A 24,704-nucleotide genomic window follows, 5' to 3' on the forward strand; every position below is an offset into this window, starting at 1 on the left:
ATCCTGCAGCAGGCCGGTACTTCGGTTCTGGCGCAGGCCAACCAGACCACTCAGGGCGTCATGTCCCTGCTGCGTTAATCGCAGACCGGTTGAAAGCGTTAGATTTGAACATATCAGGGGCGCCTTCGGGCGCCCTTTTTTGTGTTGTCACCATGGCATATTTAACAAGTAACTGTTGCGAGGCCACCATGAATTACTCTCCAGCACTGCGCCAACAGGGTAAGGCGCTCTTTGGCGTTTTGGCTTTGATGGCTGCTTTCTGTTTCTTGTTGCTGGGGTTACTCACTATCGTGGTTATCAGCTTTACTTGGTCTTATAAAAACCTGACTGCTGAGGATTATGTGGCGACACTATGGTTTGAACCGGCGGCTGTACACAGCAACCTAGCTTACATGGCACATCTTTCGACTGATCAGGATCACTCGGAATATAAGAGTTATGAAATTATGGGTGATCAGTGGCGACTGGATGCTCGCTTTTTAAAAATGCGCTGGATGGCAACGGCATTTGTAGGGCAGCAGTCCAGATACGCCCTTTCTCGCCTGGAAGGTCGTTACTCCAACATCAATGATGCCAATCATCTGCCACATATGGCGCACGATATCGACGGCGGTGGTGTCTTGGAGAGCTTTTCAATCTTTGGTTTTAATATCTTTGCCGATATCAACTATGGCTCTTCGGTTTATCAGGATATCCACCCGAATACGCTTTACACCGTCTATAAGACTACCACCGGCCTACTGGTTAGACAGGCCGTCATGCATGAAGAAAAAACACTAAGAAACTTCTGGCAACGACTCATCGATTTTTAGAAGTCAACGAAGACCTTGCAGCAGGCCGGCACGTCCGTTCTGGCGCAGGCCAACCAGACCACTCAGGGCATCATGTCTCTGCTGCGTTAATCGCAGTTCGGTTGAAAGCATCAGGGGCGCCTTCGGGCGCCCTTTTTTGTGCCCTGTTGTTGACGCCCTCCTCCGCCTCAGCCGCAGCGTCCTTGAACATGGCCCCACCAATTTTTTTATTTTCTAAACCTCAGAAAACTTTGGCCGTTAAAGCGGTTATCCGGCTACCCGCTCCTGAGGATCCGCATGACCTCGATCTCATCCGCATCGTCTCGCCTCGCCACTAATTCACTGGACAAGACTCAGCGCTCGCTCAATCAGGCGATCGAGCGGTTATCCAGCGGGCTGCGCGTTAATTCCGCGAAGGACGATGCCGCGGGTCTGGCGATTGGCAACCGAATGGAGGCGCAGGTGCGCGGCACCGAGCAGGCGCGACGCAATACCAATGATGGCGCCTCGATGTCGCTGACCGCCGAAGGCGCGCTTTCCCAGGTCAACGATCATCTGCAACGCATTCGCGAGCTGACCGTTCAGGGGGCTCAACGGCACGCTCAAGCTGGTCGATCAGGATGCCATCCAGCAGGAAATCAATCTTAACCTGAAGGAAATTGATCGGCTCAATAGCCAGGCAGAGTTCAACGGCATCAATCTGCTCGATGGCTCAGCGGGAACAGTCAACGTGCAGGTGGGTGCCAATGACGGGGAAACGCTGGGCGTGGATCTCAACCGCCCTGGCTTCAGCGTGGAGGAACTCGGGCTGACCGATTTCACCGTTGCCGGCATCAGCGGCGAGGTGACCGATATCAATATCGTGACGGGCCGCGCACGGGATATCGCCGTCAGGGCCGGTGATTTTGCCCTGCCCGCCGGCTACAACAACCCACAGCTGATGCAGGCCGGTGCCAACACGGCCGGCTACCCGGCCAGCTGGTATACCCGCGCTCAGGATGGCGAGGGTAACACCGTTTATTTCGCCTCCAGCGTCAACGCTACTCACGAGACCGCCACGGATGCCAGCCAGGTTCGCATCGATATCAACCAGCAGCTCTACGCGCCGGTCACCAGTCATCAGGGGTATCAGATCGCGGACGTGGACAGTGTTTTTCTTGATCGCAGCGGGGCCACCCTTGCGGGTGATAACCAGCTGGTCAAAACCGGAACGCAGCACTTCATTAAAAACGGCAGTGGCTTTGATGCCACTTACTACCGCGCCGATGTGACCACAAGCCCTGCGGCCATTGAGACCCAGGTGAACAGCAACGAGGCTACGTGGCCGCCCTCGCCGGTCACCAGTATCAATGGGATATCGTTTGAAAATACTGATGCCGAGTATTTCGATAGCAACAATCAGCCGGTAGACCGTGCCACCCTGAGCCAGACGAATGGTAACTATTATCTGACCACCTCGGATACTGACGGCAACAGCGTCTTTTACCCGGCAGACGTTGATACTGATAATTACGTTGTTAGAGCAAATTCTGACCAACCGGCTTCAGCGCCGGTCACCCGGCCCGTCACCGAAGTCGATGGTCAGTCAATTGATGAGGCGTCACATCGTTATCTTGATGCCAACGGCAACCCGGCGCTTTTTCAAAATGCGACGCTCACACAATCCGATGATGGTCAGTACTACCTTGAGCAGGAGGGCCGCTATTACGCCGTCGTGCCCGAAAGCGTCACCGCCAGCCGGCCGCAGGTGATTGCCACCGCCACGACAGACACGCCGATTACGTCCCCTGAAAAGGCCATTACGATCGAGCGTGACATGGTCGATGGCGCCTCCACCATCACGCTTGATCCGCGCAACGTGACGGCAAGCTATACCGACCGGGACGGCCGACGCATGGAAGATGCCCTGCGCGTGGATGGCGACGGGCAGTATTTTTTACGCGCTGCCAACGGTGGTGATGAGACGACCGGGTACCGCTCCGCGACACTGGTCAACACCCAGGAGATGGGCACCCTGCTCAAGACGCGTACCGGCAGTGGCGATCTGATCATTTATTATCGGATGAACGTGCGCGCCAATACGGATGTGCCCAGCACGCACAGCACGGTCGAGCTGACGGAAGTAAACCCCGAGATTCGTCTCAGAACCCCCGATGACCCGCTCGCTGCACTCGATCGCGCCATCGCCCGGGTCGATGGCAAGCGCAGCGCGCTGGGTGCCACCCAAAACCGCATGAGCGCGATCATCGATCAGCAGGGTCATACCATTGGCGCCCTGAGCGAAGCGCGCTCACGCATCATGGATGCCGACTACGCGGTGGAAGTCTCCCGCATGAGCCGCGCTCAAATCACCCAGCAGGCCGGTACGGCCGTGCTGGCCCAGGCCAATCAGCGACTGGACAGCGTGCTCGCCCTGCTGCGTTGAGCGTGGCGAACTGCTCTTCTGCCGGATAGTTTCGACACTGGCCATCCACTTTTCCCTGCCCGCGTTTTAGTCCCCTTCTCCTGCTTGGTTACCACACGCACAGGGGCAGCCTCACTGTTACAAAATGTTAAAGAAACTTTGCCCCAGGCCGTTATTTCAGTCATCAGGCAGTGTTTTCAGTTCGTCATACGACGCCGCTTTCAGTGCCGGCTTATCGCCCTTATGGGTGTTGAATCAGCACAGCCATAACGCCTGAACATCACGTTGGTTTATGGAGTGTTGTCATGTTTCGAACCCTACGGCGTTTTCCAGCAGCTCTGATGGCCACCGCGCTAATGGTGTTGTGCATGCTGCCCGGACTGTCCCAGGCAGCATCGAGCGGCATTCAACAAGGCGACTGGCTGCTACGCCTGAAGGTGGCCGGCCTGGTGCCCACGCATGAAACAAGCAGCACTACCCCACTGGGCGGCCATCTGGACACACCATCGACGATATTACCCACGCTGGATGTGAGCTATTTCCTGACCGATCACTGGGCCGTCGAAATGAGCGGCGGCACTTTCTCGAGCGATTATCGACTGCGCGACAGCCTGCTGGGCGATCTGGAGGTCGGCCGCATTAAAAGCGGGAGCGTCTCGCTGGTGGCGCAGTATCACTTTCGCCCGGATACTGCTATCAGACCCTGGTTGGGCATCGGTATTAATCATACCTGGCCGATAAGCATCGATCCGGAAGAAGGTGTGCCCGATTTTGAGGCCAGCAGACTAACCAGCCCATTGATTGATGCCGGTCTGGATTACCCGTTATGGGGGCCGTGGTTTGCCAGTGCCAGCATGCGCTATGTGATGCTGCCGACTCAGCGCTTTGAAGGGGATGGTTTCAGTGCCAGGTCACGCTTGAATGTTCTGGTCATGAGCGCCGGTCTGGGGCTTCATTTCTGACGATAGACGCCACTGCTGGCGTCTTGTCTTTCTTTTCCAGATTGTCTGGTGGTGGCGCATCGCCCGCGCGGCCCAAACGACAGCTTGCCGGAAACCGGCATATTGGCAGGGGGGCATTCACCTTGATGCTCGATCTTGGAACACTTCATTTCTCGAGCGCTGTCAGCCGTGGGGCCTATCTTGCCGTTTTTCTGGTATTGGCTGTGCGCCAGCGCGAGGCGCGCTATCTGTGGCACTGGATCGGCGCGATTCTCGCCTCCCTACTGGGCGCGCTGGTGTTGTTCAATAATCCGATCGACGAGCAATTACCCGTCTGGGTAAGCATGCAGCTTTTTGCCTTTTATATGGCAAGCCTAGTGCTGTCATGGAGCGGGTTACGGCGTTTTTATGGCCATAACCTGCATTGGCCGGCGCTGCTGATATTGATTGTATTGCCATCGCTTGTGTGTCTTCCGCGGCCATGGCTGAACCTTTCGGCACATACCACGACGCTTGTGTTTTTCATGTGCGCTGCCCTTGCCGCAGGCCTGGTGGTGGTCGAGATTATCAGGGCCAGAAGCGAAAGGCTCTGGTCACAGCTGGTCGTGGCGCTTGCCTTTACGGGTTACTGTGCCAGTTTTTTGCTGGTCGTTTTGTTGTTGCAATTCACATCGCTACAGGTGTCGTCAAAAACGTCCTACCTGTCGATGATTTTTGACCAGGTCACCAGCATTCTGGTGTATGTCGGCTATATCGCGATGAACGGTGAGCGCGCCAATCTGAAGCTGAGACAACAGGCCGACACCGATCCCCTGACCGGGCTTTTCAATCGGCGCGGCATTCAGCGCATGCTCAAGGAACGACCCTGTGAAGGGGCTGAAAGCGAGCCGATGAGCGTCGTCATTGGCGATCTTGATCACTTCAAGCGCATCAACGACACGCTGGGGCATGAGGGCGGCGATGTGGTGTTGAGAATTTTCACCGAGCGCTTGAAAAGCACGCTGCGCCGCGATGATCTGGCGGTGCGCTGGGGTGGCGAGGAATTTCTGGTGGTGCTGCCGCATACCGATATCGAGGCAGCCGAGGTATTTGCTGAACGCTTGAGAGAGCTGACCGAAACCCACCCCTTTCAGGTGTGCGGCAAGAGCCTTGCCATCACCATCAGCATTGGTATTGCCGAGGTCGAGCGACCGGCAGAGCACTTCAACAAGGCGATCCAGCAGGCTGACAAGGCGCTCTATCGTGCCAAGCGTGAAGGACGCAATCGGGTCTGCCGCTAGATTGAACCTGCAGCACGTCGTTGACGCGATACAGGTTCATTGATCGCTGTCCATTCAGTAACGATTGCCTTCCATATCTTCATAACCAAAATCTTTTGTCATCGCCCGGTGATCAAACAGTTCCCCCCAGGCACGATCATGCGCCGCCGAGCGAAAGTTTTTCATGCCACCGGTAGGGGTAAAGGTGATTTCGCCAAAGTAAATGGCATCACGCATCAGGTAGAAATCAACACGTGCAAACCCGAAACCTTCCGACAGCTTGAGCGCCAGCTTCATGGCACGATCCAGCTGGGCTGGCTTCTCGATCGGACAGTCGGTATTGAAACGCTCGTTAACCACTTCCACAAGATTCCAGTCCTGATCATAGTAATCGACATGAAAATCGGTGAAGCGGTCATGCGTGACTTCGATGAAAATCTTCGGTTCCTGCCCCTCGGCTCGAAAGCAGTAGAACTTGTAGTCCTTGGGGATCTTGCCGTTTTCATCGAGCAGCAGCTTTTCACACATCAGCCGGGGCTTGATGCTGCGATAGTGCAACTCTCGGCTGTCACGATAGAAGTTACTGGCGAGCCAGTGATCGCTGAGACGACGCATCAGATCGTAGCTGTAGTCGGCCTTGTTGTGCACCACCAGGTTGTAGCCGGAGCCGTGGTTGGCCTTGAGCACGAAACTGTTGGGCAGGCGGTCGTAATCGTCCTGAGTAAAGGGCTGAGAGATGGGATACAGCGGCAGCAGGGTGTCATTGCCAATCTTCTGGCGCACATAGTCACGTACCAGAAGTTTGTCACTGAGCGGCGAGAAGATGGGCTCGGGATGCAGGCGCCGATAGCATATTTTTTCGTTAAAGGTTTCAGGATTGATCAGGTTGGGCCTGACGCCAAAGTGCTTCTGGTAGCGGTGCGCAATGTAAAGGCGATCCGGTATCCAGCGGGTAATGCTTCTTCGCATCATGCGTAGCCATTTCTGGCGCTTTTGAGGGAGAAGCTTTTTGAAATCGGTTTCGTAACCCTGCATCTCTGCTTTGGCGTGCTGACTTGCGGTTGAAAACACGTGTAATTCAGCCATTGCCATCCCCTGCGAGGTCATTGGATATTTCAGTAAGTAACGCCGACCTCACAAAAGGTAAAACGAGTAACTTGAAGAAAGTGTGCCGCAGCGTGCATGCCCCCTGGCTCTAACTGATCTCGTTGATGGCTGGCAAAGCCCGTGAGCTACAGGGTGTCATGAGTTGGCGCCAGTCCACGTGCCGCCTTCAGCCCGGCATCAAAAAAGCAGGTAACTCCCTGTTTCGAGGAACTTAAGTTTCTTCTGACGTAAGCGTTAAATTCATTCTCGCGCTCGTTTTCTCGAAGAATTCTCATCCTGATGGCTCAAAAATCGCACCAGCCCCCTCGAATTTTTCTGCTCAAATTCAGCTTTTTTTGGGATTTATTGCATCAGGTAATTTTTATATAAAAGCGTTCCAGCACAGTTTTTAGCAACCTTTAAAACGTTTTCAACAGCAACCCCGGAAAGGGAGCATCACCATGATCATCAACCCCATCATCCAGAGCGTTTCCAGTACCGCTGTATCCTCCAGGCCCGTTACGGCCTCTGCCCTGCCTGTCACCGCATTGCCCTTGCCTTTCGAAAAAGAAGACAACACCACAGGGCTTGAAAAGGCCGTGAGCCGGCTGAATCAGGATTTCGCCCCTATCGGCATCGAATTTGATATTCATGACGACAGTGGCCGAATCGTGACGCGCGTGATCGATCGCGCAAGTGGCGATGTACTGCGTCAGATCCCCACCGAAGAGGTGCTTCATATTGCGCGCCTGGCGGCACGTCAGCAGGGCCGTCTCTTGCAGACAACAGCGTGAAAGGCAGCCGATAGCTCAGGATATGAAGGCTGCAGATACAACAAAGCGCCCTTTCGGGCGCTTGATCGGAATCAGAAAAGATACTGCAGGGACGCAGTATCACTCCCTCAATATTTACACCTGCATGCTCATGATCTCGCGATAGGCGCTGAGCACACGATTGCGCACCTGTACCCCCATTTCCATGGCGACGCTGGATTTTTGCATGTCGACCATGACGTCGTTGAGCGCCACATTGCTGTCACCGCGCGAAAAGGCCAAAGCCTTGGTTTCGGCAGCCTGCTTCAGACCATCGATCCGATCGATCGCCCCCTTGAGTTCTCCAGCAAAACTGACACCTCCAACCTGCTGTGCAGCATTGTGATGACCGCCTGCCTGCTGCGCCACGCCCTGCATCTGCTGAACCAGGGCCTGAAGGCCCGCTGCTGCCACTGACATTAGAGTAACTCCGGGAGAGTAAACGTAACTGGAAGTAAAGTTTGTCAAGGAATGTGGCGCAGCTTAAAGACAAAGTGCTCCTGTCGATTGTTCTAAATAGTGAAAAAAACAACGGCTATTCGATCCTTCAATCTGGTTACTTACCGTAATAATGACGCCACTCCCGGTATAGGGTGCCACCGTTGCAGGCGCCCAGCGCATAAAGAGTCTGCCGATGCCCATCGAGCTGAACCCGCGTAACACCAATAACACTGAGGCGATGTGATGAGTGCTCAAGCAACACAAGGCACCGATCAGAAGCTGTCCGGACTGATGGATCGCCTCAAGGCCAATCCGCGTCTGCCCCTCATTGTGGCCGGCGCTGCTGCCATCGCGATTCTGGTCGTGCTCTTTTTGTGGGCACGTTCTCCCGACTATCGCGTGCTGTTTTCCAATCTGAGCGACAGCGATGGCGGCGTCATCATCGCGCGCCTGGACCAGATGCAGGTGCCCTACCGCTTCTCGGAAGGCGGCCAGGCCATTCTCATCCCGGCCGAGCGTGTCGAGCAGACCCGCATGGCGCTGGCCAGCGAAGGCTTGCCCAAGGGCGGCGGTGTCGGCTTTGAGTTGATGGACGGCCAGTCCTTCGGCATCAGCCAGTTTGCCGAACACGTGAACTACCAGCGCGCGCTTGAAGGCGAGCTGGCACGCTCCATTGAATCCATTGAGGCGGTCCAGGTCGCTCGCGTACATCTGGCGATGCCGCAGGAGTCCGTCTTTGTCAGGGATCGCCGCCAGCCGTCGGCCTCGGTCATTCTGACGCTGTATCGCAATCGGGCCGTCAGTGAAGGTCAGGTCAGCGCCATTACGCATCTGGTGTCTGCCAGCGTCTCGAACCTGCCGGTCAATCAGGTCACCGTGGTGGATCAAAGCGGCAACCTGCTGTCACAGCCCGGCAGCGAAGGCAGCCGTAACCTCAATGATGCGCAGCTCAAGTACACCAGTCAGGTCGAAGAAAGCTATCGCAAGCGTATCGAGACCCTGCTGTCCACCATCGTGGGCCACAGCAATGTGCGCGCTCAGGTGACCGCCAACATCGACTTCTCCATCGGTGAGCATACGCAGGAAACCTACGACCCCAATCAGGACCCCAATCAGGCCAGCGTGCGCAGCATTCAATCCAGTGAGAGCGAACAAAGCGGCAATGGCGGTATTGGCGGTGTCCCCGGGGCGTTGAGCAACCAGCCGGCACCTACCGTTCCCTCGCCGGTCGAGAACGCCGCAAACAACGGGCAACAAAACGACGACCAGGAGGGTGATGAGGAGGAAAATGTTACGACGCAGGCACCGGCCACACCGCGATCTGCCTCGCGCAGCAGCACGACCAATTACGAGATCAACCGGCTTATCCGCCATGTGCAGGAAGACACCGGTCAAGTACAGCGTCTGTCAGTGGCGGTCGTGGTGAACTACCGCGAGCAGACCGGTGAAGACGGCCAGACCGAAATGGTCGCCCTGTCCGAGGAAGAAATGAATCGGATCCAGCGGCTGGTGCGGGAAGGCATGGGCTTTTCCGAGGCTCGGGGCGATTCACTGGAAGTCGTCAATGCCGCCTTCAGCCAGCAGGCAACACCTGCGTCACCGGAACTGGCCTGGTATGAAAACCCCGAGATCATCTCGCTGGCCAAGACACTGGGACGCTACCTGCTGATCGCGATTGTCGCCTTTATCCTCTGGCGCAAGCTGCTCAAGCCGCTGGTAGAGCGCCAAAAGGCCATGCTGGTCCCGGCAGGCACCACAGCCGATGGCAGCACAAGCAATGGCAAGCTGCTGGCCACCGCCGGGGATGACGATGAGGAAGAGGAAGAAACCGAGTCCGATATCGCTGAACAGATTGCGAAAAAGCAGAAGCGCCGTCAGCGCATTGAACATGAAACCCTGTTGAACACGGTGCGCGAACAGGCTCAGAAAGACCCCAGAATGGTCGCAATGATTATCAGAGGCTGGATCAATGGCAAAGACTGAAGGCAGTGAAGAAGGCATCGAGCGCAGTGCCATTCTCATGATGGCACTGGATGATGATACGGCCGCCGAAGTCTTCAAGCACATGTCACAGCGGGAAGTGCAAAAGGTGGGTATGGCCATGGCCGGGCTCACCCAGCTGACCAACGAGCATCTGTTAGAAGTGCTCAGGCAGTTTGATCATGAGGTCGAAGAGCTTGGCGGCCTCAACCTGCAATCCAGCGATCATATTCGCTCGGTACTGGTCAAGGCGCTGGGCGAGGAGCGCGCCTCGAGCCTGCTGGAGGATATCTTTGAATCCGGCAACGATTCGGGCATCGATGCGCTGAATCTGATGGAGCCCAGCGTGGTGTCCGAGATGATCCGCGATGAGCATCCGCAGATCATTGCCACCATCATGGTGCACCTGGAGCGCCACCAGGCCTCTGAAGTACTGGCACGCTTTGATGAATCACTGCGTAACGATGTGGTACTGCGTATCGCCACCTTCAGCGGCGTACAGCCGGCCGCCCTTCAGGAACTTACTGAAGTGCTCAGCGGGCTGCTGGATGGTCAGAACCTCAAGCGCAGCAAGATGGGCGGCGTAAGAACGGCGGCCGAAATCCTCAACCTGATGAACTCCACCCAGGAAGAGAGCGTTATCGACAGCGTGCGCCATCATGACGACTCGCTGGCGCAGCAGATCCTTGATGAGATGTTCGTCTTCGACAATCTGGCCGATATCGACGATCGCAGCATCAAGCGCATCCTGCAGGATGTCGACAGCAACTCGCTGGTCATTGCGCTGAAGGGCGCACCGGAAGAGATTCGCGACCGCTTCCTCGCCAACATGTCCTCGCGTGCAGCCGAACTTCTGCGCGAAGACATGCAGATGCGCGGACCGATTCGCCTGTCGCAGGTCGAAGCCGAGCAGAAAAACATCCTGCAGCTGGTGCGCCGTCTGGCCGATGCCGGCGAAGTCACCATAGGAGGAGGCGACGACGCCTATGTCTAGGTCGAACGATCACGCCTCGTGGCAGCGCTGGGAGATGGGTCGTCTGGAACGACGCGAGGCGCGACAGCCCTCTCCCGAGGTGCTGGAGCAGCACAATATTCCTCAGCGCCGGGAAGATGACGACGCACGTCGCGAGGCCTTCGAGAAGGCACGTCAGGAAGGCTTTGAACAGGGCCGACGAGAAGGTCATGACGCCGGCTATGCCGCAGGACTTGAAGCCGGTCGCGAGCAGGCCCAGCAGGAGTACCAGCTCGAGCTTGAATCACGTCTGCACGAGGCGCTCGCCCCGGTGGCCGATATGGTCAACGCCTTTGATGCGGCCGCCGGTAGACTCAAGGACGATATTGCCTACACGCTGGTCGAGCTGGCGCTGGAAACCGGTCGGCAGCTGGCCGGGCGGTCGCTGGAGCTGGCCCCCGAACACATTCTCGATGATATCGAGAAGCTGATGATGGAACACCCGACCCTGGGCGGCACGCCGCGCATCTGCGTGCATCCCGATGATCTGGTCATGGTCCAGAAGCAGTTGAGCACCCTGCTGGGTGATGCCGGCTGGCAGCTCAAAAGCGATTCATCGCTGTCACGCGGTGACTGCCGACTGGAAACCGATCAAATTGAAATCGATGCCACTCGCGATGATCGATGGGAACGGCTGCGTCACGCCGTCGGCCATGGCAAGCACTGATGCCCCCCGGGACAGGAGACAGCAACCATGTCAGCAAACAGTGATGCCATGCTCAATCAGTGGAAGCGCACGCTGGAAACGGCCACCCGCCGCGTACAGAAGCTGCCGGCCAATCGTGAACGTGGCCGGCTGACACGCGCCACGGGGCTGGTACTGGAAGCGGTCGGCCTGCGTCTGCCGCTGGGCTGTAGCTGCATGGTCGAGCTGGCCGACGGTCAGGGAGAAGCCGAGGCCGAAGTGGTCGGCTTCAACGGCGACCGACTCTTTTTGATGCCGCTGGTTGAAACCAGCGGTCTGGTGCCCGGCGCGCTCGTCTGGCCCGCCAACCCTCGACCGGGCGCCAGCCAGTCCCAGAGCAAGCAGCTGCCGGTGGGCGATGCCCTGCTCGGGCGCGTGGTGGATGCCCGCGGCCGGGTACTGGATGGCCGTGGCCCGCTGGTCGAGCCGGATAATGTCTCGCTCAATGCCCCAACGCTCAACCCGTTGCAGCGAGCCCCCATCGAGGAAGTGCTCGATGTTGGTGTGCGCGCCATCAATGCCCTGCTCACGGTCGGTCGCGGCCAGCGTCTGGGCCTGTTTGCCGGTTCCGGCGTGGGCAAGAGTGTGCTGCTGGGCATGATGGCCCGCTATACCCAGGCCGACGTCATCGTGGTGGGTCTGATCGGTGAGCGTGGTCGTGAGGTCAAGGACTTCATCGAAAACATTCTGGGCGCCGAGGGTCAGCGCCGCGCCGTGGTGGTCGCCGCACCGGCTGACATGTCGCCGCTTTTGCGTCTTCAGGGCGCCGCCTATGCCACGCGCCTGGCCGAGGACTTTCGGGATCGCGGCAAGAACGTGCTTCTGATCATGGATTCTCTGACCCGCTACGCCATGGCCCAGCGTGAAATTGCGCTGGCCATCGGCGAGCCGCCGGCCACCAAGGGCTACCCGCCCTCGGTCTTTGCCAAGCTGCCGGCACTTGTTGAGCGCGCCGGCAATGACGCACCGGGCAAGGGCTCGATCACCGGCTTTTATACCGTACTGACCGAAGGCGATGACCAGCAGGACCCGATCGCCGATGCGGCGCGCGCCATTCTTGATGGCCATATCGTGTTGTCCCGAAAACTTGCCGAAGCCGGCCACTATCCGGCCATCGATATCGAAGCATCGATAAGCCGTGCAATGACAGCGCTTATCGACGAACCACATTTCGAGTGCATCAAATACTTTAAGCAGATGTTGTCACGCTATCAGCGCAACCGTGATCTGATCAGCGTGGGTGCCTACGCCGCAGGCAGTGACAGACTGCTGGATGAAGCCATCAGGCTCTATCCGGACCTGGAAGCCTTCCTGCAGCAGCGCATGAGCGAGCGCGCCGATGTTGAACACTCGGTAGAAGGGCTCAAGTCGCTTTTAAGCTCATAGCGCCAGGCACACCGACTACCAGCGGCCATCCGGCTGAATGTCACTGATATCGAGGGGACCATGTCCAATCATTCATCTCTTGAAATGTTGATCGAGCTGGCCGAAGGCGATCGTGACGCCGCAGCCAAACTGCTGGGTCAGCTACGCTCGGCACACCAGCAGAGCCATACACAGCTCGAGATGTTGAGTGATTATCGCAATGACTACCTGCGTCGTTTCGAACAGGCCATGCAGCGCGGTCTGACCATGGCCTCCATTCAGAACTATCAGCGCTTTTTGTCATCGCTCGACCGTGCCATCGAACATCAGCGCCAGCAGGTTGATCAGCATCAGGGCCGTATTACTCGCGGCATGACCAACTGGCAGCAGCAGCAAAAGCGGGTGAACTCCTATGACGTGTTGATCAGTCGACGCCGTCAGGAAGCGCAGCACCGCATGAACAAGCTCGAACAGCGCCAGAGTGATGAATATGCCAGCCGGGCCACCTCCGCGCTGGGTGGGTTCTAACCACGTTTTTTCTGTCAGGAAACATGACGCATGCTGACGCCAGTTAATGCTCAGATCACCTCTCAAGGCTCCGCCAGCGCCAACACCAAAGGCAGTGACGGTGATAGCGGCTTCGGCGCCCTTTTGAGCGATACAAGGGCGCGCCGCCAGAACGATGCCGGAACGTCAACGGCCAACACCGAGACACGCACACCGGCGTCGTCCCGGCAACAGGCACGCACCGATGATACCGGCGCTGACCACAAAGACACTGCACTGCAGACAGACAGCGGCGACGCCCTCGCGGACGGTCGCAAGCCCGTGCAGGCCGATAACGCCCGTCAGACGCTGTCCAGTGCTCTTGAGCAGCTTCAGGGCAATCGTCTGGAAGGCCGTGGGCAACGCGAGGAGGTTGGCCAGCAGCGCAGTAATGACCGCACCCGGCCGACACTGTCCGACCAGAAAATGGTCGATGGTGCTCGCCAGGAGAAGCTCGCCACCCTGGCCGATGGCCGCCAGCCCCTTGAAGCGCTCAGCGTCGAGCGTGCCGGCAGCAAGCTGGACAAGCCATTTGCCAGCCGTGCCGACGCCAAAGCCGACACGCTTGATGACAAGGGCAAGCGTCTGACCGAGAGCGATCAGACAGAAAGCGCAGCCTCACTGTATGGATTGATCGATACCGGCTTTTTGATGCAGGCCTCATCGGCGCAGAAGGCACCCACCGGACGTGAAGGCGCCCTGCCCGCTCGAGGCATCATGCTCGAGCAGGGGCTGCGCGGTCGTGACGCCGCAGGACTTGATGGCGCATCGGAGGCGTTGAAGGGTCGCGAGCAGGAGAGTGCCAGAAGTGACCGTCTTTTCGGCGAGATTCTGCAGCAGCGCGAAGGGCCGCTTGCCCGGTTGAATGGCGCAGGTGCTGACGCAGCGTTCAATACTCAGACAACCGCATCCACCACCAACGACAGCCCGCTGAACACCCTGTCGGCCTTGACGGGTCAAACCGGCACCAGCCCCATGGCCCCGGGCGCGGCCCAGGCCGTGGCCACCGCCACCCTGCCTGCCATGGACAGCGATCAGTGGAGCACGGCCCTTGAGCGTCATACCATCAACCTCAGCATGCGTGGCGGCGGTGAAGCACGGCTGAACATGAATCCGCTCGAACTGGGCCCGCTGTCCATTTCGCTGAAAATGGGTGAACAGAGCGCACAGCTGCATATTGCCTCGCATCACGCCCAGGTCCGTGCGGCCGTCGAAGCCGCCCTGCCGCAGCTTCGTGAGGCGTTCAGTGCCAGCGGCATCGAGCTGGGCCAGGCCTCGGTCAGTGATCAGGGCAGTTTCCAGCAGGGTGGTTTTCAGCAGCAGCAGGAACGCGCTCCTGGTGCCCTTGCCGGCCGTGATGGCGCCGGCGCTGTCTCCGGCATCAGTACGGAAGGTGATAGCGACGTGATATCGATTACCCCCTTGAACGGACGATCGCTCAACGGCGGTATCGACCTTTTCGCCTGATCGTCCCTGCAGCACTGTCAACGATCTCTTTCAGAGTCGCGCTGGTCTCCACCAGCGCGGCTTTTTGTTTTATCGACTCGGATAGGCGCCACCCTGAATTTCAAAACGTTGAGATAACCGTATGAGAGCGCGCTATTTGATCCATCGTTTGGCGCGCCAATCCGTACCATGGCATCAACCCGAACACGCCATGACACATGATGTTACGGATTAACGAACAAGTGTTCTCAACCCTGATGGATTGATCTGACGCCATGACGACATCTACCGCAACGCCTCCGGCCAAGGCCGGCAGTAAAAAACTCCTCTGGGTCATTGTCGCGCTGCTGGTCATTCTGGTGGGCATGGGATGTGCCGCTGGCGCCTGGTATTTCCTCAAGGGAGATGCTCCCGCCGAGACAGCACACGAAACCGAACAGAGCGCGCCCGCACCGGTTCCGGTCTTTGTCGAGCTCAAGCCCTTTACCGTGAACCTCAATGATGGCAGCGGTCGGATTCTTTATATCGGCATCACCCTCAAGGCAGAAGGTGAAGCCGCGGCCAGCACACTCAGGGAACAGATGCCCGAGGTGCGCAATCGCATCCTGATGGTATTGACCGGTCAGCAGGGCGATCAGCTGACCACGTCGGCCGGCAAGCAGGCCCTGGCACAAGCGTTGATTGGCGCCTTTGAGCAGCCCTTCAATGGCGATACAAGCAGCGTCGCGGTAAGCGATGCCCTCTTCACCGACTTCATTGTTCAGTAGGTCCTCATGGCAGATGAAATGCTGTCCCAGGAAGAGATCGACGCGCTACTCAAAGGGGTGAGTGGCGAGGAAGAAGAGACGCGTTCCGGGGACGTTGGCACCAAGCGTATTCGCCCTTTCGATCCAGCCAACCAGCAGCGCGTAGTGCGCGGCCGACTGCAGTCGCTCGATATTATTCATGAGCGCTTTGGCCGTCGCTTTCGCATGGCGCTGTTCAACCTGATCAGACGTACGGCGGACATTACGGTCGGTCCGGTCAAGATTCAGAAATACAGCGACTTCACGCGCAATCTGCCGGTACCGGCCAACATCAACATGATTGCGATCAAGCCGCTCAAGGGTAATGCGCTGATCGTGTTTCCGCCCAACCTGGTCTTTCTGGTGGTGGACAGCCTCTTCGGCGGAGACGGGCGTTTTCTGACCAAGTCAGAAGGCCGGGAATTTACCCATACCGAGCAGCGCATTATCCAGCGTCTTTTGAATCTGACGCTGGACAGCTATGCCGAGGGCTGGCAGTCCATCTACCCGGTGGAGCTTGAGTATCAGCGCTCGGAAATGCAGGTGAAGTTCACCAACATCACCAACAGCGCCAACGAACTGGTGGTCAATACCACATTCCATGTCGAGGTCGGTGCCTTTGGCAGTGATTTTCACATCTGCATGCCCTACTCGATGATCGAACCCATTCGGGAAACACTCTCCGGACCGCTGCAGCGCAACGACCCGGAAGAGGATCGCGAAAGGATGCAGCGTCTTGCCGGCGAGGTGAAATCCTCAAGCGTGGATCTGATCGCGGACTTTACGACGATCGAGACCACACTGAGCAGGATCGCAAGGCTGTCGGTGGGTGATGTACTGCCCATCGACCTGCCGCAGGACATCAACGTGCGCGTCGACGGTGTACCGGTCATGGCCTGCGATTACGGCAGTCTCAATGGCCAGAAGGGTCTGCGCGTCAAAAGACTGATCGACCATCGTCCCATCGATGCCAACAGGAACACGCATCATGACTGATCCCAAAAATCCGGATTCACCCAACGACAAGAATGATGAGATGCCCGATGACTGGGCCAGTGCCATGCAGGAGCAGGGCGTTGGCACTGATGAGGACGATATCGACTGGGGTGCCGCCTTTGCCGAGACCGGTGAAACGCCGGAGCATGAGCTCGAGGCGTCAGCCACCACAGCACCGGCCGCCACAGCACCGGCTGCCGCGGAGTCTGCCAGTGATCGTATCTTCCAGCCGCTGTCGGGCACTGACGCACACGGTCAGTCGCGCGAGCTGGATGTCATCATGGAAATTCCGGTCACGCTGTCGGTCGAACTTGGCCGTACCCGCATGACCATCCGTGAACTTCTGGACCTGGCCAAGGGGTCGGTCGTGGAGCTTGACGGTCTGGCCGGTGAGCCCATGAATATTCTGATCAATGGCTACCTGATTGCTCAGGGTGAGGTGGTCGTGGTGGAGGACAAATACGGTATCCGAATTACTGATATCATTACGCCTTCTGAACGCATTCATAATGCTTAATCGTTGAACGCGCGCCTCGCTCGTGCTAAGTCGTCTCCTCTGAATGAAACGATATGAGTCATCCCATGACCGACAGCCGCATGCGCGAGGCAACTGCCTCCCCCCCTTCAGAAAGCGCCAGCCACTCCGCTGACGGCCCGCTTCATGCCGAGGCGCTTCAAAGCGCCCGACATGTCGGTAGCGCTCACATTGCCGTAACGCCTGCCACCTCATCTCCCGGCATGTCTCAGGACAGTGGACTGGGGATGGCAGGGCTTGGCAAGACGGCACTGGGGCTGGCGCTGGTACTTTTGCTGATCTGGGGGCTTGGCGCGATCATCAAGCGTTTCGGACCGGGGCGACGCCTTCAGGGACAGTCACTTCGTATCGTGGCCAGCCAGAGCGTCGGCGCCCGCGAGCGCGTGGTGGTCGTTGAAGTAGACGATACCTGGCTGGTGCTGGGCGTCGCGCCCGGCAGCATTAATCGACTGCATGAGATGCCGGCCAGATCGCAGGAGCCTCTGGGCGGTGCCGGCGCCCCTGTCGATCAGACCACTTCTTCTCGCCTTACCTTTTCCGAAAGCTTCAAGCGTGCGCTGTCACAGCGCTTTGATAGGCGTCCATGACTCATTGTGCCCTGCTCCGTCTACCTCACTGGACCCGACACTGCCTGCCGGTGCTTTTGCCGGTGCTGGCTTTGCTGGTGTCACTGCCGAGCCACGCCTCGGCCGAATTCCCGGCCATGACCAGCCAGCCCATGGATGGCGGCGGCCAGTCCTGGAGTCTGTCCGTCGAGACTCTGGTGCTTTTGAGCTCGATGGCCTTTCTGCCGGCGGCGCTTTTAATGATGACCGGCTTTACCCGCATCATTATCGTACTGGGGCTTTTGCGCAGTGCGCTGGGCACCCAGTCCTCACCGCCCAATCAGGTGCTGGTGGGACTGGCGTTGTTTCTGACCTTTTTTGTCATGTCACCGGTCTTTGAGCAGATCTACGAAACGGCCTGGCAGCCGCTGTCGGAAGGTAACATCGGCATGCCACAGGCTATTGAGACCGGCAGCCAGCCGCTGCGGGAGTTCATGCTGCATCAGACCCGCGAAAGCGATATCGCCATGTTCGCCGGCATTGCCAATATGCCGGCCATGGAGGGCCCCGAGGATGTACCCATGCGTCTGCTGCTGCCCTCCTTTGTCACCAGTGAGCTGAAAACCGCCTTTCAGATCGGTTTTACGATTTTCATTCCCTTTTTGATTATCGACCTGGTGGTGGCAAGCGTTTTGATGGCACTGGGGATGATGATGGTGCCGCCTGCCATCGTCTCATTGCCCTTCAAGCTGATGCTCTTTGTTCTGGTCGATGGCTGGGGGCTTTTAATGGGGTCGCTGGCACAGAGTTTTTACATGTAGGCATGGCAATGGCAGCTGGTCGTTTCCAGCGTCATTGTCCCGTGTTATCTCGACTTCAAGGAGTGACTCCATGACACCGGAAATGGTAATGAGTCTGGCGTATCGCGGCATGATGCTGACGCTTTTGATTGCCGCGCCACTTCTGCTGGTGGCACTGACGGTCGGGCTGCTGGTCAGCCTTTTTCAGGCGGCCACCCAGATCAACGAAATGACGCTGTCCTTTATCCCCAAGATTCTGGCGGTTTTTACGACGCTGATCATTGGTGGCTCCTGGATGCTGGGAACGCTGTCCGATTTTACCCGGGAACTTTTTAACAACATTCCCGGCATGATCGGCTAGAGGGCCCTGCCTTGCTGGAGATTACTTCCGCCCAGCTTGATGCCTGGCTAACGGCCTTTCTCTGGCCGTTTGTCAGAATTCTGGCCTTTATTGGCGCCGCCCCCATCTTTGGCGAAAACTCTATCCCCCGAACCGCCAAGGTCGGGCTTGCCTTCGCCCTGACCATCATCGTGGCGCCCGTGTTGCCGCCCATGCCGGAGGTTCCCCCCGCCTCCTGGGCCGGCATCATGATCATCATCCAGCAATTCATTATCGGTGTGGCCCTGGGGCTGGTCATGCGGTTGGTCTTTGCCGCCATTCAGGCCGCCGGTGACTATATCGCCCTGCAAATGGGCCTCTCCTTTGCCTCGTTCTACTCGCCTGAGGCTCAGGGTACGACCACGGTACTGGCGCGCTTTCTCAACATGATTGCCATCCTCATGTTCATGGCGCTTAACGGTCATACCCTCATGATTCGGCTTCTGATCGAGACCTTTACCCGATTGCCCATCGGCCTGACAGGACTTGAACCGGCCGGCTTTGATGCCATCGCGCGCTGGGGCAGCTTCATCTTCTCGGCAGGTTTTCTAATGGCCCTGCCGGTACTGACGGCGCTTTTGATCATCAATATATCGATGGGGATTCTCAACCGCGCCTCACCGCAGTTTTCGGTCTTCTCGGTAGGCTTTCCCATCACCCTTACCACCGGGGTCATACTGCTTACCTTCATGACGCCAGAGCTGGGAACGATCTTTCAGCGCATGTTTGAAAGCGCACTCAATCAGATGGTCAGCGTTACCGAACTGTTTTCCTGAGTTGCGAGGTGTGCTCCCTCAAGTCATGGGTGTCAGGACATGCCCCGTTATCAGGGCGCTACACAACACGCATAAGAAAGCCCCCATGTCGGTCACGACATGGGGGCTTTTGTGACGCATTGTCTGGATCGTTAGCGAATCAGGCTGAACAGTGAGGTCTGCTGTGTCTGCATGAACATTTTCTGCGAGGCTTCAAGCCCGATCTGACCCAGCGTATAGCGAGAGATGGCTTCAGCGTAATCCAGATCTTCAAGATCAGAGAGCGCGATCTTGTTGCTGATGGTACGCGTATCCCCAATATCGCCAAGCACTTCCAGCTCGTTAAGCTTGCTGCCGATTGCCGAGCGCACGCTCAGAATATTGTCGCTGCCACTGTCGATCCGGCGGTTGGCCTGGTCCAGGTCGGCACGCAGTTCATCCTGGTTCTCCGCAGTCTGTGGTGTCTTAAGCGTCTCGATGGCTTTTTCAAATACCTTGAAAAGATCGCTCTCGGCATCACCACCCTTGGTGGCGGGTACCTTGAAGACTTCCGAACCTGCTGCGTTGACGTTCATGCTGCGCGACGCATCAACCTGCATGTTCAGCGGTTGCGTGTCTCCAGCATAGGCCTCGACCGTACCATCAGCGGACGTTTCAAAGGGTTTTACGTCTCCCTGTGACCCTGAAAACATGTATTGGCCGCTGCTGTCTCGAGTGTTGGCAAGACCCAGCATCTGGTTATAAAGCCCTTCAAGCTCTGTAGCTACCGAGGCGCGATCACTATCGGTGTAGGTACCGTTACCGCCCTTGATGATCAGCCCCTTGGCACTGGTCAGCAGATCCGACATGCTGTTCAGGGTATTTTCCTGCAGGGAGAGCGTGTTATTTGCCGTCACCCGACTGTCCTTGTACTGCTCCTGAACAGCCTGGTCCTGCTTGACGATCAACGCCTGCGACGCGGCGCGTGGGTCATCGGATGGTGAGACGATACGCTTGCCATTGGCTACCTGCTCGCCCACCTTTGACAGGTCGCTCTGGCGCCCCTGCATCGCATTCTGACTACGCTCGAACATCATTGAAGTACTGATACGCATTTAATATATACCCCTTAACGCATGATGCCGATCAGCGCGTTGAACATCTCCGAAGAGGCCCGGATCATCTGTGCGCTGGCAGTGTAAAGTTGCTGATACTTGAGCATATTGGCGGCTTCTTCATCGATATTGACCCCCGATACCGACTGCTGCGCGCTCTTGAGTTCCTGGGAAATCTGGGTCTGGGAGGCGTTGCTGCTCTTGAGTGTGGCCGTCTTGTTACCCACATCACTGACCATCGAGGCATAGGCCGTATTCAGGCTGGTGCTGCCGTTGATCAGCTTTTCGTTTTGAATGTTGGCCATGGCCAGTGCGTTGCTGTTGCCACGGACGCCTTCACTCAGGCTGCCACGGGCCGCGATGCCTTCCGGTGTCATGTCGCTGCTGACACTCAGTTGACCGGCGGCGTTATCAAGCGGCTTGATCACAAAAGTATCGCCGTTGATCATTCCTTCAGGCAGCGTTATATCAAGACCGACCTCATCAGCATTAACCGCCTGCCCGTTGTCCAATCTGACCAATGAGTACTCAGTATCACTGGTCATCGTCAGCTTGTAGTTACTGGTGGAGACTTTTGAAATCTCGGCGGTACCTTCCGGGTCAGACTCGCTTTTTGCACTTTCCCTAAAGGATACTGTTGGCACAACATCACTGCTGTTGCTCCTGCTCGCTACAACCCCCGGGGTGCTGGTGGTAAAAAAGTTTTTGCCAGCCTTGTCATCGAGATCGTAGCCACCGGTCTGCAGGTCATTAAGACGTGTCGTCAGCGCATGGGCCATCTGATCCAGGCGCTGCTGGGTAGGCTCCAGCGACTGGTTACGAAACTGCACCAGACCACCCAGCGTACCCCCGGCCAGCCTGCTTTCATCGAGCTCGAACAGGTTACCGTCGCTGGCCTTGAGGGCGACCACCTGACGGGTCGGGTCGTCTTCCGAGGCCACCATTTGCAGTGACTGTACCTGCTTGCCGGCCACCAGCGCCTGGCCGGTCGAGAGCGACACCATGTACTGACCATCCTGATCAACCACGGAGACGCCGGTCAGTTCGCTCATTTTGGCGACCAACAGATCGCGCTGATCCAGCATATCGTTGGGCGGCGTACCGGTCTTGGCCTGCGTCTGGGTAATCTGAACGTTGAGCGTGGCAATCTGTTTTGAGTAGCTGTTGATCTCATCGACCGCACCGCCCATCTGCGCCACGGTATTGTCCGACATGTTTTTCAGATAGCTGTCGGTGGCGCGAAACTGTGCCGTCATGCTTTCGGCATTGCCCAGCATGGCCTGGCGTGCCGAGGTATCGGCAGGATTGTTGGCCATGGTCTGCATGCCGGCAAAAAAGGTCTGCATCTGCCTGTTGAGACCGGCATCGCCATCGCCCAGCAGATTATCAATCTGGGACATCTGCGCCAGATGCGACTGGCTGGCACCCAGCTCACTGTTGGCTTCGTTGAGCTGAGTGCTGAGATACTGCTGATACTGGCGCTGTACGCCGGTCACACTGACGCCACTACCGGCGAAAAGCCCACCGGCACTGGTGCCCTTGGATTCGGCAAGCCCGGTAATCTGACGGTTGTAACCTTCAGTATTAACGTTGGCAATGTTGTTGCTTGTGGTATTCAGACCGATCTGGGCTGCTCGCAACCCGCTCAGCGCTGACCCCATCAATGAACCGGACATGGTGTTTCCTCGCACGCGCCCTTAAGGGAGTTATCTGTCATGTACTATCGGCCGCTGGCCGGGAAATTTTAGAAAATGTGTCCTGACCGACGGCTTCAAGGCATCAGAAAATCCTGCTGGCCTCGTTCTCAACGGCGTAGGCCATGGCAGCCCGTCGCTGTGCCACCGCCGAGATATCGCTTTCCTGACCTGCTGGAGTGCGTGAGGCATACAGCGACCGGGAAACGCCGGTCTCCTCTTTCGGCATCTGTGCCATGATGGATACCAGCTTTTCGCCGTAGCGCGGGTCGGTCGCATAGCCACATTTTTGCAGGGCATGCGCTGCCGCCTCGGGCGTACGTGCATCGAGTACGGGCTGGTAGCGCGAATTTTCGGTCAGAAGACGTGCATAGTCGGAAAACGCCGCTTCATAGGAGTCGTAGACCCTGAAAGCAGCGCGCTCCTTGCGCGCCGTACCGGCTTCAAACTCCGTGGTCATGACGCTTGCCCGATCGCCCTGCCAGCTACCGGTGGCCTTGATATTGAAAAGGTTATGACTGGCCTTGCCATCCCCAGTGCGAATTTCCTTCGCGCCCCAGCCGGTTTCAAGCGCCGCCTGTGCCAGAATCAGCTGATGCGGTATGCCGGTGCGGTCGCTGACCGCGCGCGCCGCACTGCCCATTTTCGAGACAAACGAAGAGACATGCGGGGCAACGTCCGCCACCATTTTCTGATGATCGTCACGCCCCTGCAGAGGATTGCCCAGCGAGGCATAGCCTTCAATCAGCGGCCCGCGCTTTTGCTCGGCCGGCTTGACCACATTGCCGCCCGCCTCAAGGCTCGCGTTACGCTTCAACTGCTCGTCGCTCAGCGGCATGGCCAGCGCCGAGGGGATATTACGTGACTGCGCCTTTAGCGTTTCCAACGGATCATTGGGGGACTGGCTGTCAGACATCGCACTGTCCTTCGACAGCTGCTTGATCATCATGTCGGACAGCCCGATGCCCTGCTCGGAGAGATTCTGCGCCCACTGCTGGTCCAGCATTTTGGTATAGGTGTCCATGCTGTCGCTTTTGAGCAGATCGCTCTTGGGCATGGCATCACGCATGCTTTTCAGCATCTTTTGCAGAAACAGCGCTTCAAACTGCTGCGTGGTTTCCTTGAGGCTCTCCTGAGGATTGTCACGCGCGCTGTACTTGAGCTTCGAGAGCCCCTGTACATCGAGTGCAAAACTTCCCCGACTGTCCATCGCCATTAGATGATCTCCAGATCCGCGTTGAGCGCACCGGCCGATTTGAGCGCCTGAAGAATGGCCATCAGGTCATTGGGGGTTGCGCCCAGACGATTAAGGGCATCCACCACCTGACTCAGGTCCGCTTCACCGCTGACGATGCTCAGCGCCCCGGACTCTTCCTGCACGCTGATATCGGCATTGGGTACCACCGCAGTTTGCCCGCCCGACAAGGCATTCGGTTGGCTGATAATCGGGTTGGAATCGATCGTAATCGACAGATTGCCATGGGCGATCGCGGCACGGTTGAGCGTGACACGGGTATTCATCGCCACCGACCCTGTACGTGCGTTCATGATGACCTTCGGCGTGACCACGCCCGGATCAACGTCGATGTTTTGTATGCGCGCCATAAAGGAGACCTGAGAGGCGCTATCCAGCGGTGCGGCCAGCGAAATCACCCGTGAATTCTGAGCCACCGCAATCCCCTGACCCATGGCATTGTTGATGGCATTCATGGTGCGCAGGGCCGTATTGAAGTCGGCGTCCTTGAGCTCCAGGTTGATACGCCCCTGCTCGGCCATCTGGACCGGCACCGTGCGCTCGATGGTGGCCCCTGCCGGAATACGGCCTGACGAGGTCTGATTGACCTGAACACTGCTGCCGGCGGCATCGGCACTGATGCCGGGAATGACCATGTTGCCCTGCGCCAGGGCGTAGATCTGGCCATCGGCGCCCTTTAGAGGCGTCATGAGCAGCGTACCGCCACGCAGGCTGCGCGCATTGCCCACCGAGGCAACGGTAATATCCAGGCGCTGACCCGGGCTTGAAAAGGGCGGCAGCTCGGCCGTGACCATGACGGCCGCGACATTCTTGAGCTGCATGTTGGTGCCGGCCGGCACCGTGACACCCAGCTCGGAGAGCATGTTGGTGACCGACTGCCCGGTGAAAGGCGCCTGCATGGTCTGGTCACCGGTGTTGTCCAGACCCACGACCAGGCCATAGCCGACCAGCGGGTTGGAGCGCACGCCCTGGAAGGTGGCAATGTCACCCAGTCGGGCCGCCTGTGCCTGACAGGCCATTCCCATCAGGGCACAACCGCTCAACAGCAGTGCTGCGCAACGTAGGGATAGGGGTTTCAACATTGCCATCATCGTGAAC

At 57.8% G+C, this 24,704-nt stretch carries 26 protein-coding genes; 20 read left to right on the plus strand and 6 right to left on the minus strand.

Annotated features, from left to right (window positions below; genetic code table 11):
* The 6 genes from C8D72_RS17330 to C8D72_RS04915 form a co-directional block, all read left to right on the plus strand.
* Window positions 1–812: hypothetical protein (locus C8D72_RS17330; protein ID WP_211308757.1), on the plus strand; the 812-nt coding region annotated here is incomplete at its 5' end.
* Window positions 813–827: 15 nt separating this feature from the next.
* On the plus strand, window positions 828–902 hold the full coding sequence (locus C8D72_RS17830) for a hypothetical protein (RefSeq protein WP_211308784.1): 75 nt from the start codon (window positions 828–830) through the stop codon (window positions 900–902).
* Window positions 903–1,088: 186 nt separating this feature from the next.
* Window positions 1,089–1,439 carry a flagellin N-terminal helical domain-containing protein gene (locus C8D72_RS04900; protein WP_115853232.1) on the plus strand — a complete coding sequence of 117 codons (351 nt, stop codon included), beginning with the start codon at window positions 1,089–1,091 and terminating at the stop codon, window positions 1,437–1,439.
* Between the two features lie 82 nt (window positions 1,440–1,521).
* Window positions 1,522–3,216 (plus strand): flagellin, encoded by a 1,695-nt coding sequence (locus C8D72_RS17730; protein ID WP_115853233.1) that lies wholly within the window; start codon window positions 1,522–1,524, stop codon window positions 3,214–3,216.
* 284 nt (window positions 3,217–3,500) lie between these two features.
* Window positions 3,501–4,157, plus strand: coding sequence for an OmpW/AlkL family protein (locus C8D72_RS04910; protein ID WP_115853234.1), 657 nt, complete (start codon window positions 3,501–3,503; stop codon window positions 4,155–4,157).
* 125 nt (window positions 4,158–4,282) lie between these two features.
* Window positions 4,283–5,416, plus strand: a complete 1,134-nt coding sequence (locus C8D72_RS04915; protein ID WP_115853235.1) for a GGDEF domain-containing protein — start codon at window positions 4,283–4,285, stop codon at window positions 5,414–5,416.
* A 54-nt stretch (window positions 5,417–5,470) separates the two neighbouring features.
* Here C8D72_RS04915 and C8D72_RS04920 read toward each other — a convergent pair whose 3' ends face one another.
* Window positions 5,471–6,367 (minus strand): ATP-grasp fold amidoligase family protein, encoded by an 897-nt coding sequence (locus C8D72_RS04920; RefSeq protein ID WP_170140503.1) that lies wholly within the window; start codon window positions 6,365–6,367, stop codon window positions 5,471–5,473.
* A gap of 575 nt (window positions 6,368–6,942) precedes the next feature.
* On the opposite strand from C8D72_RS04920, the gene C8D72_RS04925 reads away from it, so the two are divergent.
* Window positions 6,943–7,275, plus strand: coding sequence for a flagellar protein FlaG (locus tag C8D72_RS04925; RefSeq protein WP_115853237.1), 333 nt, complete (start codon window positions 6,943–6,945; stop codon window positions 7,273–7,275).
* A 114-nt stretch (window positions 7,276–7,389) separates the two neighbouring features.
* Here the strand turns inward: C8D72_RS04925 and fliE are convergent, their stop codons facing one another.
* On the minus strand, window positions 7,390–7,713 hold the full coding sequence (gene fliE / locus C8D72_RS04930; protein WP_342768063.1) for a flagellar hook-basal body complex protein FliE: 324 nt from the start codon (window positions 7,711–7,713) through the stop codon (window positions 7,390–7,392).
* A 264-nt stretch (window positions 7,714–7,977) separates the two neighbouring features.
* Here fliE and fliF point away from each other — a divergent pair, with 264 nt between their 5' ends.
* From fliF to fliR, 13 genes are all read left to right on the plus strand, one after another.
* Window positions 7,978–9,717, plus strand: coding sequence for a flagellar basal-body MS-ring/collar protein FliF (fliF, locus tag C8D72_RS04935; protein WP_115853238.1), 1,740 nt, complete (start codon window positions 7,978–7,980; stop codon window positions 9,715–9,717).
* On the plus strand, window positions 9,704–10,708 hold the full coding sequence (gene fliG, locus C8D72_RS04940; RefSeq protein ID WP_115853239.1) for a flagellar motor switch protein FliG: 1,005 nt from the start codon (window positions 9,704–9,706) through the stop codon (window positions 10,706–10,708). Before fliF ends, fliG begins: the two co-directional genes overlap by 14 nt.
* Window positions 10,701–11,393 (plus strand): flagellar assembly protein FliH, encoded by a 693-nt coding sequence (locus tag C8D72_RS04945; protein ID WP_115853240.1) that lies wholly within the window; start codon window positions 10,701–10,703, stop codon window positions 11,391–11,393. The genes fliG and C8D72_RS04945 overlap by 8 nt, the downstream gene beginning before the upstream one ends.
* A 27-nt stretch (window positions 11,394–11,420) precedes the next feature.
* Window positions 11,421–12,797 (plus strand): flagellar protein export ATPase FliI, encoded by a 1,377-nt coding sequence (gene fliI, locus C8D72_RS04950; protein ID WP_245955148.1) that lies wholly within the window; start codon window positions 11,421–11,423, stop codon window positions 12,795–12,797.
* A gap of 60 nt (window positions 12,798–12,857) precedes the next feature.
* The gene (fliJ, locus tag C8D72_RS04955) at window positions 12,858–13,304 is read left to right on the plus strand and encodes a flagellar export protein FliJ (RefSeq protein WP_115853241.1); all 447 of its coding nucleotides are present in this window, start codon (window positions 12,858–12,860) and stop codon (window positions 13,302–13,304) included.
* 30 nt (window positions 13,305–13,334) lie between these two features.
* Window positions 13,335–14,789 carry a flagellar hook-length control protein FliK gene (locus C8D72_RS04960; protein ID WP_115853242.1) on the plus strand — a complete coding sequence of 485 codons (1,455 nt, stop codon included), beginning with the start codon at window positions 13,335–13,337 and terminating at the stop codon, window positions 14,787–14,789.
* Window positions 14,790–15,043: 254 nt separating this feature from the next.
* On the plus strand, window positions 15,044–15,535 hold the full coding sequence (gene fliL / locus C8D72_RS04965) for a flagellar basal body-associated protein FliL (RefSeq protein WP_115853243.1): 492 nt from the start codon (window positions 15,044–15,046) through the stop codon (window positions 15,533–15,535).
* A 6-nt stretch (window positions 15,536–15,541) separates the two neighbouring features.
* Window positions 15,542–16,549, plus strand: a complete 1,008-nt coding sequence (fliM, locus tag C8D72_RS04970; protein WP_115853244.1) for a flagellar motor switch protein FliM — start codon at window positions 15,542–15,544, stop codon at window positions 16,547–16,549.
* Window positions 16,542–17,066, plus strand: a complete 525-nt coding sequence (gene fliN, locus C8D72_RS04975) for a flagellar motor switch protein FliN (RefSeq protein ID WP_115853245.1) — start codon at window positions 16,542–16,544, stop codon at window positions 17,064–17,066. The genes fliM and fliN overlap by 8 nt, the downstream gene beginning before the upstream one ends.
* 53 nt (window positions 17,067–17,119) lie before the next feature.
* The gene (gene fliO, locus C8D72_RS04980; RefSeq protein WP_115853246.1) at window positions 17,120–17,671 is read left to right on the plus strand and encodes a flagellar biosynthetic protein FliO; all 552 of its coding nucleotides are present in this window, start codon (window positions 17,120–17,122) and stop codon (window positions 17,669–17,671) included.
* On the plus strand, window positions 17,668–18,450 hold the full coding sequence (fliP, locus tag C8D72_RS04985; protein WP_115853247.1) for a flagellar type III secretion system pore protein FliP: 783 nt from the start codon (window positions 17,668–17,670) through the stop codon (window positions 18,448–18,450). Before fliO ends, fliP begins: the two co-directional genes overlap by 4 nt.
* 70 nt (window positions 18,451–18,520) lie before the next feature.
* Window positions 18,521–18,790 carry a flagellar biosynthesis protein FliQ gene (gene fliQ, locus C8D72_RS04990; protein WP_115853248.1) on the plus strand — a complete coding sequence of 90 codons (270 nt, stop codon included), beginning with the start codon at window positions 18,521–18,523 and terminating at the stop codon, window positions 18,788–18,790.
* An 11-nt stretch (window positions 18,791–18,801) separates the two neighbouring features.
* The gene (gene fliR, locus C8D72_RS04995; RefSeq protein ID WP_115853249.1) at window positions 18,802–19,584 is read left to right on the plus strand and encodes a flagellar biosynthetic protein FliR; all 783 of its coding nucleotides are present in this window, start codon (window positions 18,802–18,804) and stop codon (window positions 19,582–19,584) included.
* A 131-nt stretch (window positions 19,585–19,715) separates the two neighbouring features.
* On the opposite strand, the gene flgL is transcribed toward fliR, so the two are convergent.
* The 4 genes from flgL to C8D72_RS05015 form a co-directional block, all read right to left on the minus strand.
* Entirely contained in the window at window positions 19,716–20,657 is a 942-nt protein-coding gene (flgL, locus tag C8D72_RS05000) for a flagellar hook-associated protein FlgL (RefSeq protein ID WP_115853250.1), read from the minus strand.
* Between the two features lie 14 nt (window positions 20,658–20,671).
* Window positions 20,672–22,333 carry a flagellar hook-associated protein FlgK gene (gene flgK / locus C8D72_RS05005; protein WP_115853251.1) on the minus strand — a complete coding sequence of 554 codons (1,662 nt, stop codon included), beginning with the start codon at window positions 22,331–22,333 and terminating at the stop codon, window positions 20,672–20,674.
* A gap of 103 nt (window positions 22,334–22,436) precedes the next feature.
* On the minus strand, window positions 22,437–23,567 hold the full coding sequence (gene flgJ, locus C8D72_RS05010) for a flagellar assembly peptidoglycan hydrolase FlgJ (protein ID WP_115853252.1): 1,131 nt from the start codon (window positions 23,565–23,567) through the stop codon (window positions 22,437–22,439).
* Entirely contained in the window at window positions 23,567–24,697 is a 1,131-nt protein-coding gene (locus C8D72_RS05015; protein ID WP_115853253.1) for a flagellar basal body P-ring protein FlgI, read from the minus strand. Before C8D72_RS05015 ends, flgJ begins: the two co-directional genes overlap by 1 nt.
* Window positions 24,698–24,704: the final 7 nt, after the last annotated feature.

This window comes from Kushneria indalinina DSM 14324 (genome assembly GCF_003385845.1).
Classification (GTDB): Bacteria; Pseudomonadota; Gammaproteobacteria; order Pseudomonadales; family Halomonadaceae; genus Kushneria; species Kushneria indalinina.

What these genes read in the sequence shown, in the direction of transcription:
- C8D72_RS04945 (WP_115853240.1), top strand. Translation starts at nt 10,701, where the DNA reads ATGTCTAGGTCGAACGATCACGCCTCGTGGCAGCGCTGGGAGATGGGT.
- C8D72_RS04910 (WP_115853234.1), top strand. Translation starts at nt 3,501, where the DNA reads ATGTTTCGAACCCTACGGCGTTTTCCAGCAGCTCTGATGGCCACCGCG.
- fliE (WP_342768063.1), bottom strand. Translation starts at nt 7,713, where the DNA reads ATGTCAGTGGCAGCAGCGGGCCTTCAGGCCCTGGTTCAGCAGATGCAG.
- flgJ (WP_115853252.1), bottom strand. Translation starts at nt 23,567, where the DNA reads ATGGCGATGGACAGTCGGGGAAGTTTTGCACTCGATGTACAGGGGCTC.
- fliF (WP_115853238.1), top strand. Translation starts at nt 7,978, where the DNA reads ATGAGTGCTCAAGCAACACAAGGCACCGATCAGAAGCTGTCCGGACTG.
- fliL (WP_115853243.1), top strand. Translation starts at nt 15,044, where the DNA reads ATGACGACATCTACCGCAACGCCTCCGGCCAAGGCCGGCAGTAAAAAA.
- C8D72_RS04960 (WP_115853242.1), top strand. Translation starts at nt 13,335, where the DNA reads ATGCTGACGCCAGTTAATGCTCAGATCACCTCTCAAGGCTCCGCCAGC.
- flgK (WP_115853251.1), bottom strand. Translation starts at nt 22,333, where the DNA reads ATGTCCGGTTCATTGATGGGGTCAGCGCTGAGCGGGTTGCGAGCAGCC.
- fliJ (WP_115853241.1), top strand. Translation starts at nt 12,858, where the DNA reads ATGTCCAATCATTCATCTCTTGAAATGTTGATCGAGCTGGCCGAAGGC.
- fliM (WP_115853244.1), top strand. Translation starts at nt 15,542, where the DNA reads ATGGCAGATGAAATGCTGTCCCAGGAAGAGATCGACGCGCTACTCAAA.
- fliO (WP_115853246.1), top strand. Translation starts at nt 17,120, where the DNA reads ATGAGTCATCCCATGACCGACAGCCGCATGCGCGAGGCAACTGCCTCC.
- flgL (WP_115853250.1), bottom strand. Translation starts at nt 20,657, where the DNA reads ATGCGTATCAGTACTTCAATGATGTTCGAGCGTAGTCAGAATGCGATG.
- C8D72_RS04925 (WP_115853237.1), top strand. Translation starts at nt 6,943, where the DNA reads ATGATCATCAACCCCATCATCCAGAGCGTTTCCAGTACCGCTGTATCC.
- fliG (WP_115853239.1), top strand. Translation starts at nt 9,704, where the DNA reads ATGGCAAAGACTGAAGGCAGTGAAGAAGGCATCGAGCGCAGTGCCATT.
- fliI (WP_245955148.1), top strand. Translation starts at nt 11,421, where the DNA reads ATGTCAGCAAACAGTGATGCCATGCTCAATCAGTGGAAGCGCACGCTG.
- C8D72_RS04900 (WP_115853232.1), top strand. Translation starts at nt 1,089, where the DNA reads ATGACCTCGATCTCATCCGCATCGTCTCGCCTCGCCACTAATTCACTG.
- C8D72_RS04920 (WP_170140503.1), bottom strand. Translation starts at nt 6,367, where the DNA reads ATGATGCGAAGAAGCATTACCCGCTGGATACCGGATCGCCTTTACATT.
- C8D72_RS04915 (WP_115853235.1), top strand. Translation starts at nt 4,283, where the DNA reads ATGCTCGATCTTGGAACACTTCATTTCTCGAGCGCTGTCAGCCGTGGG.
- fliP (WP_115853247.1), top strand. Translation starts at nt 17,668, where the DNA reads ATGACTCATTGTGCCCTGCTCCGTCTACCTCACTGGACCCGACACTGC.
- fliN (WP_115853245.1), top strand. Translation starts at nt 16,542, where the DNA reads ATGACTGATCCCAAAAATCCGGATTCACCCAACGACAAGAATGATGAG.
- fliQ (WP_115853248.1), top strand. Translation starts at nt 18,521, where the DNA reads ATGACACCGGAAATGGTAATGAGTCTGGCGTATCGCGGCATGATGCTG.
- C8D72_RS05015 (WP_115853253.1), bottom strand. Translation starts at nt 24,697, where the DNA reads ATGATGGCAATGTTGAAACCCCTATCCCTACGTTGCGCAGCACTGCTG.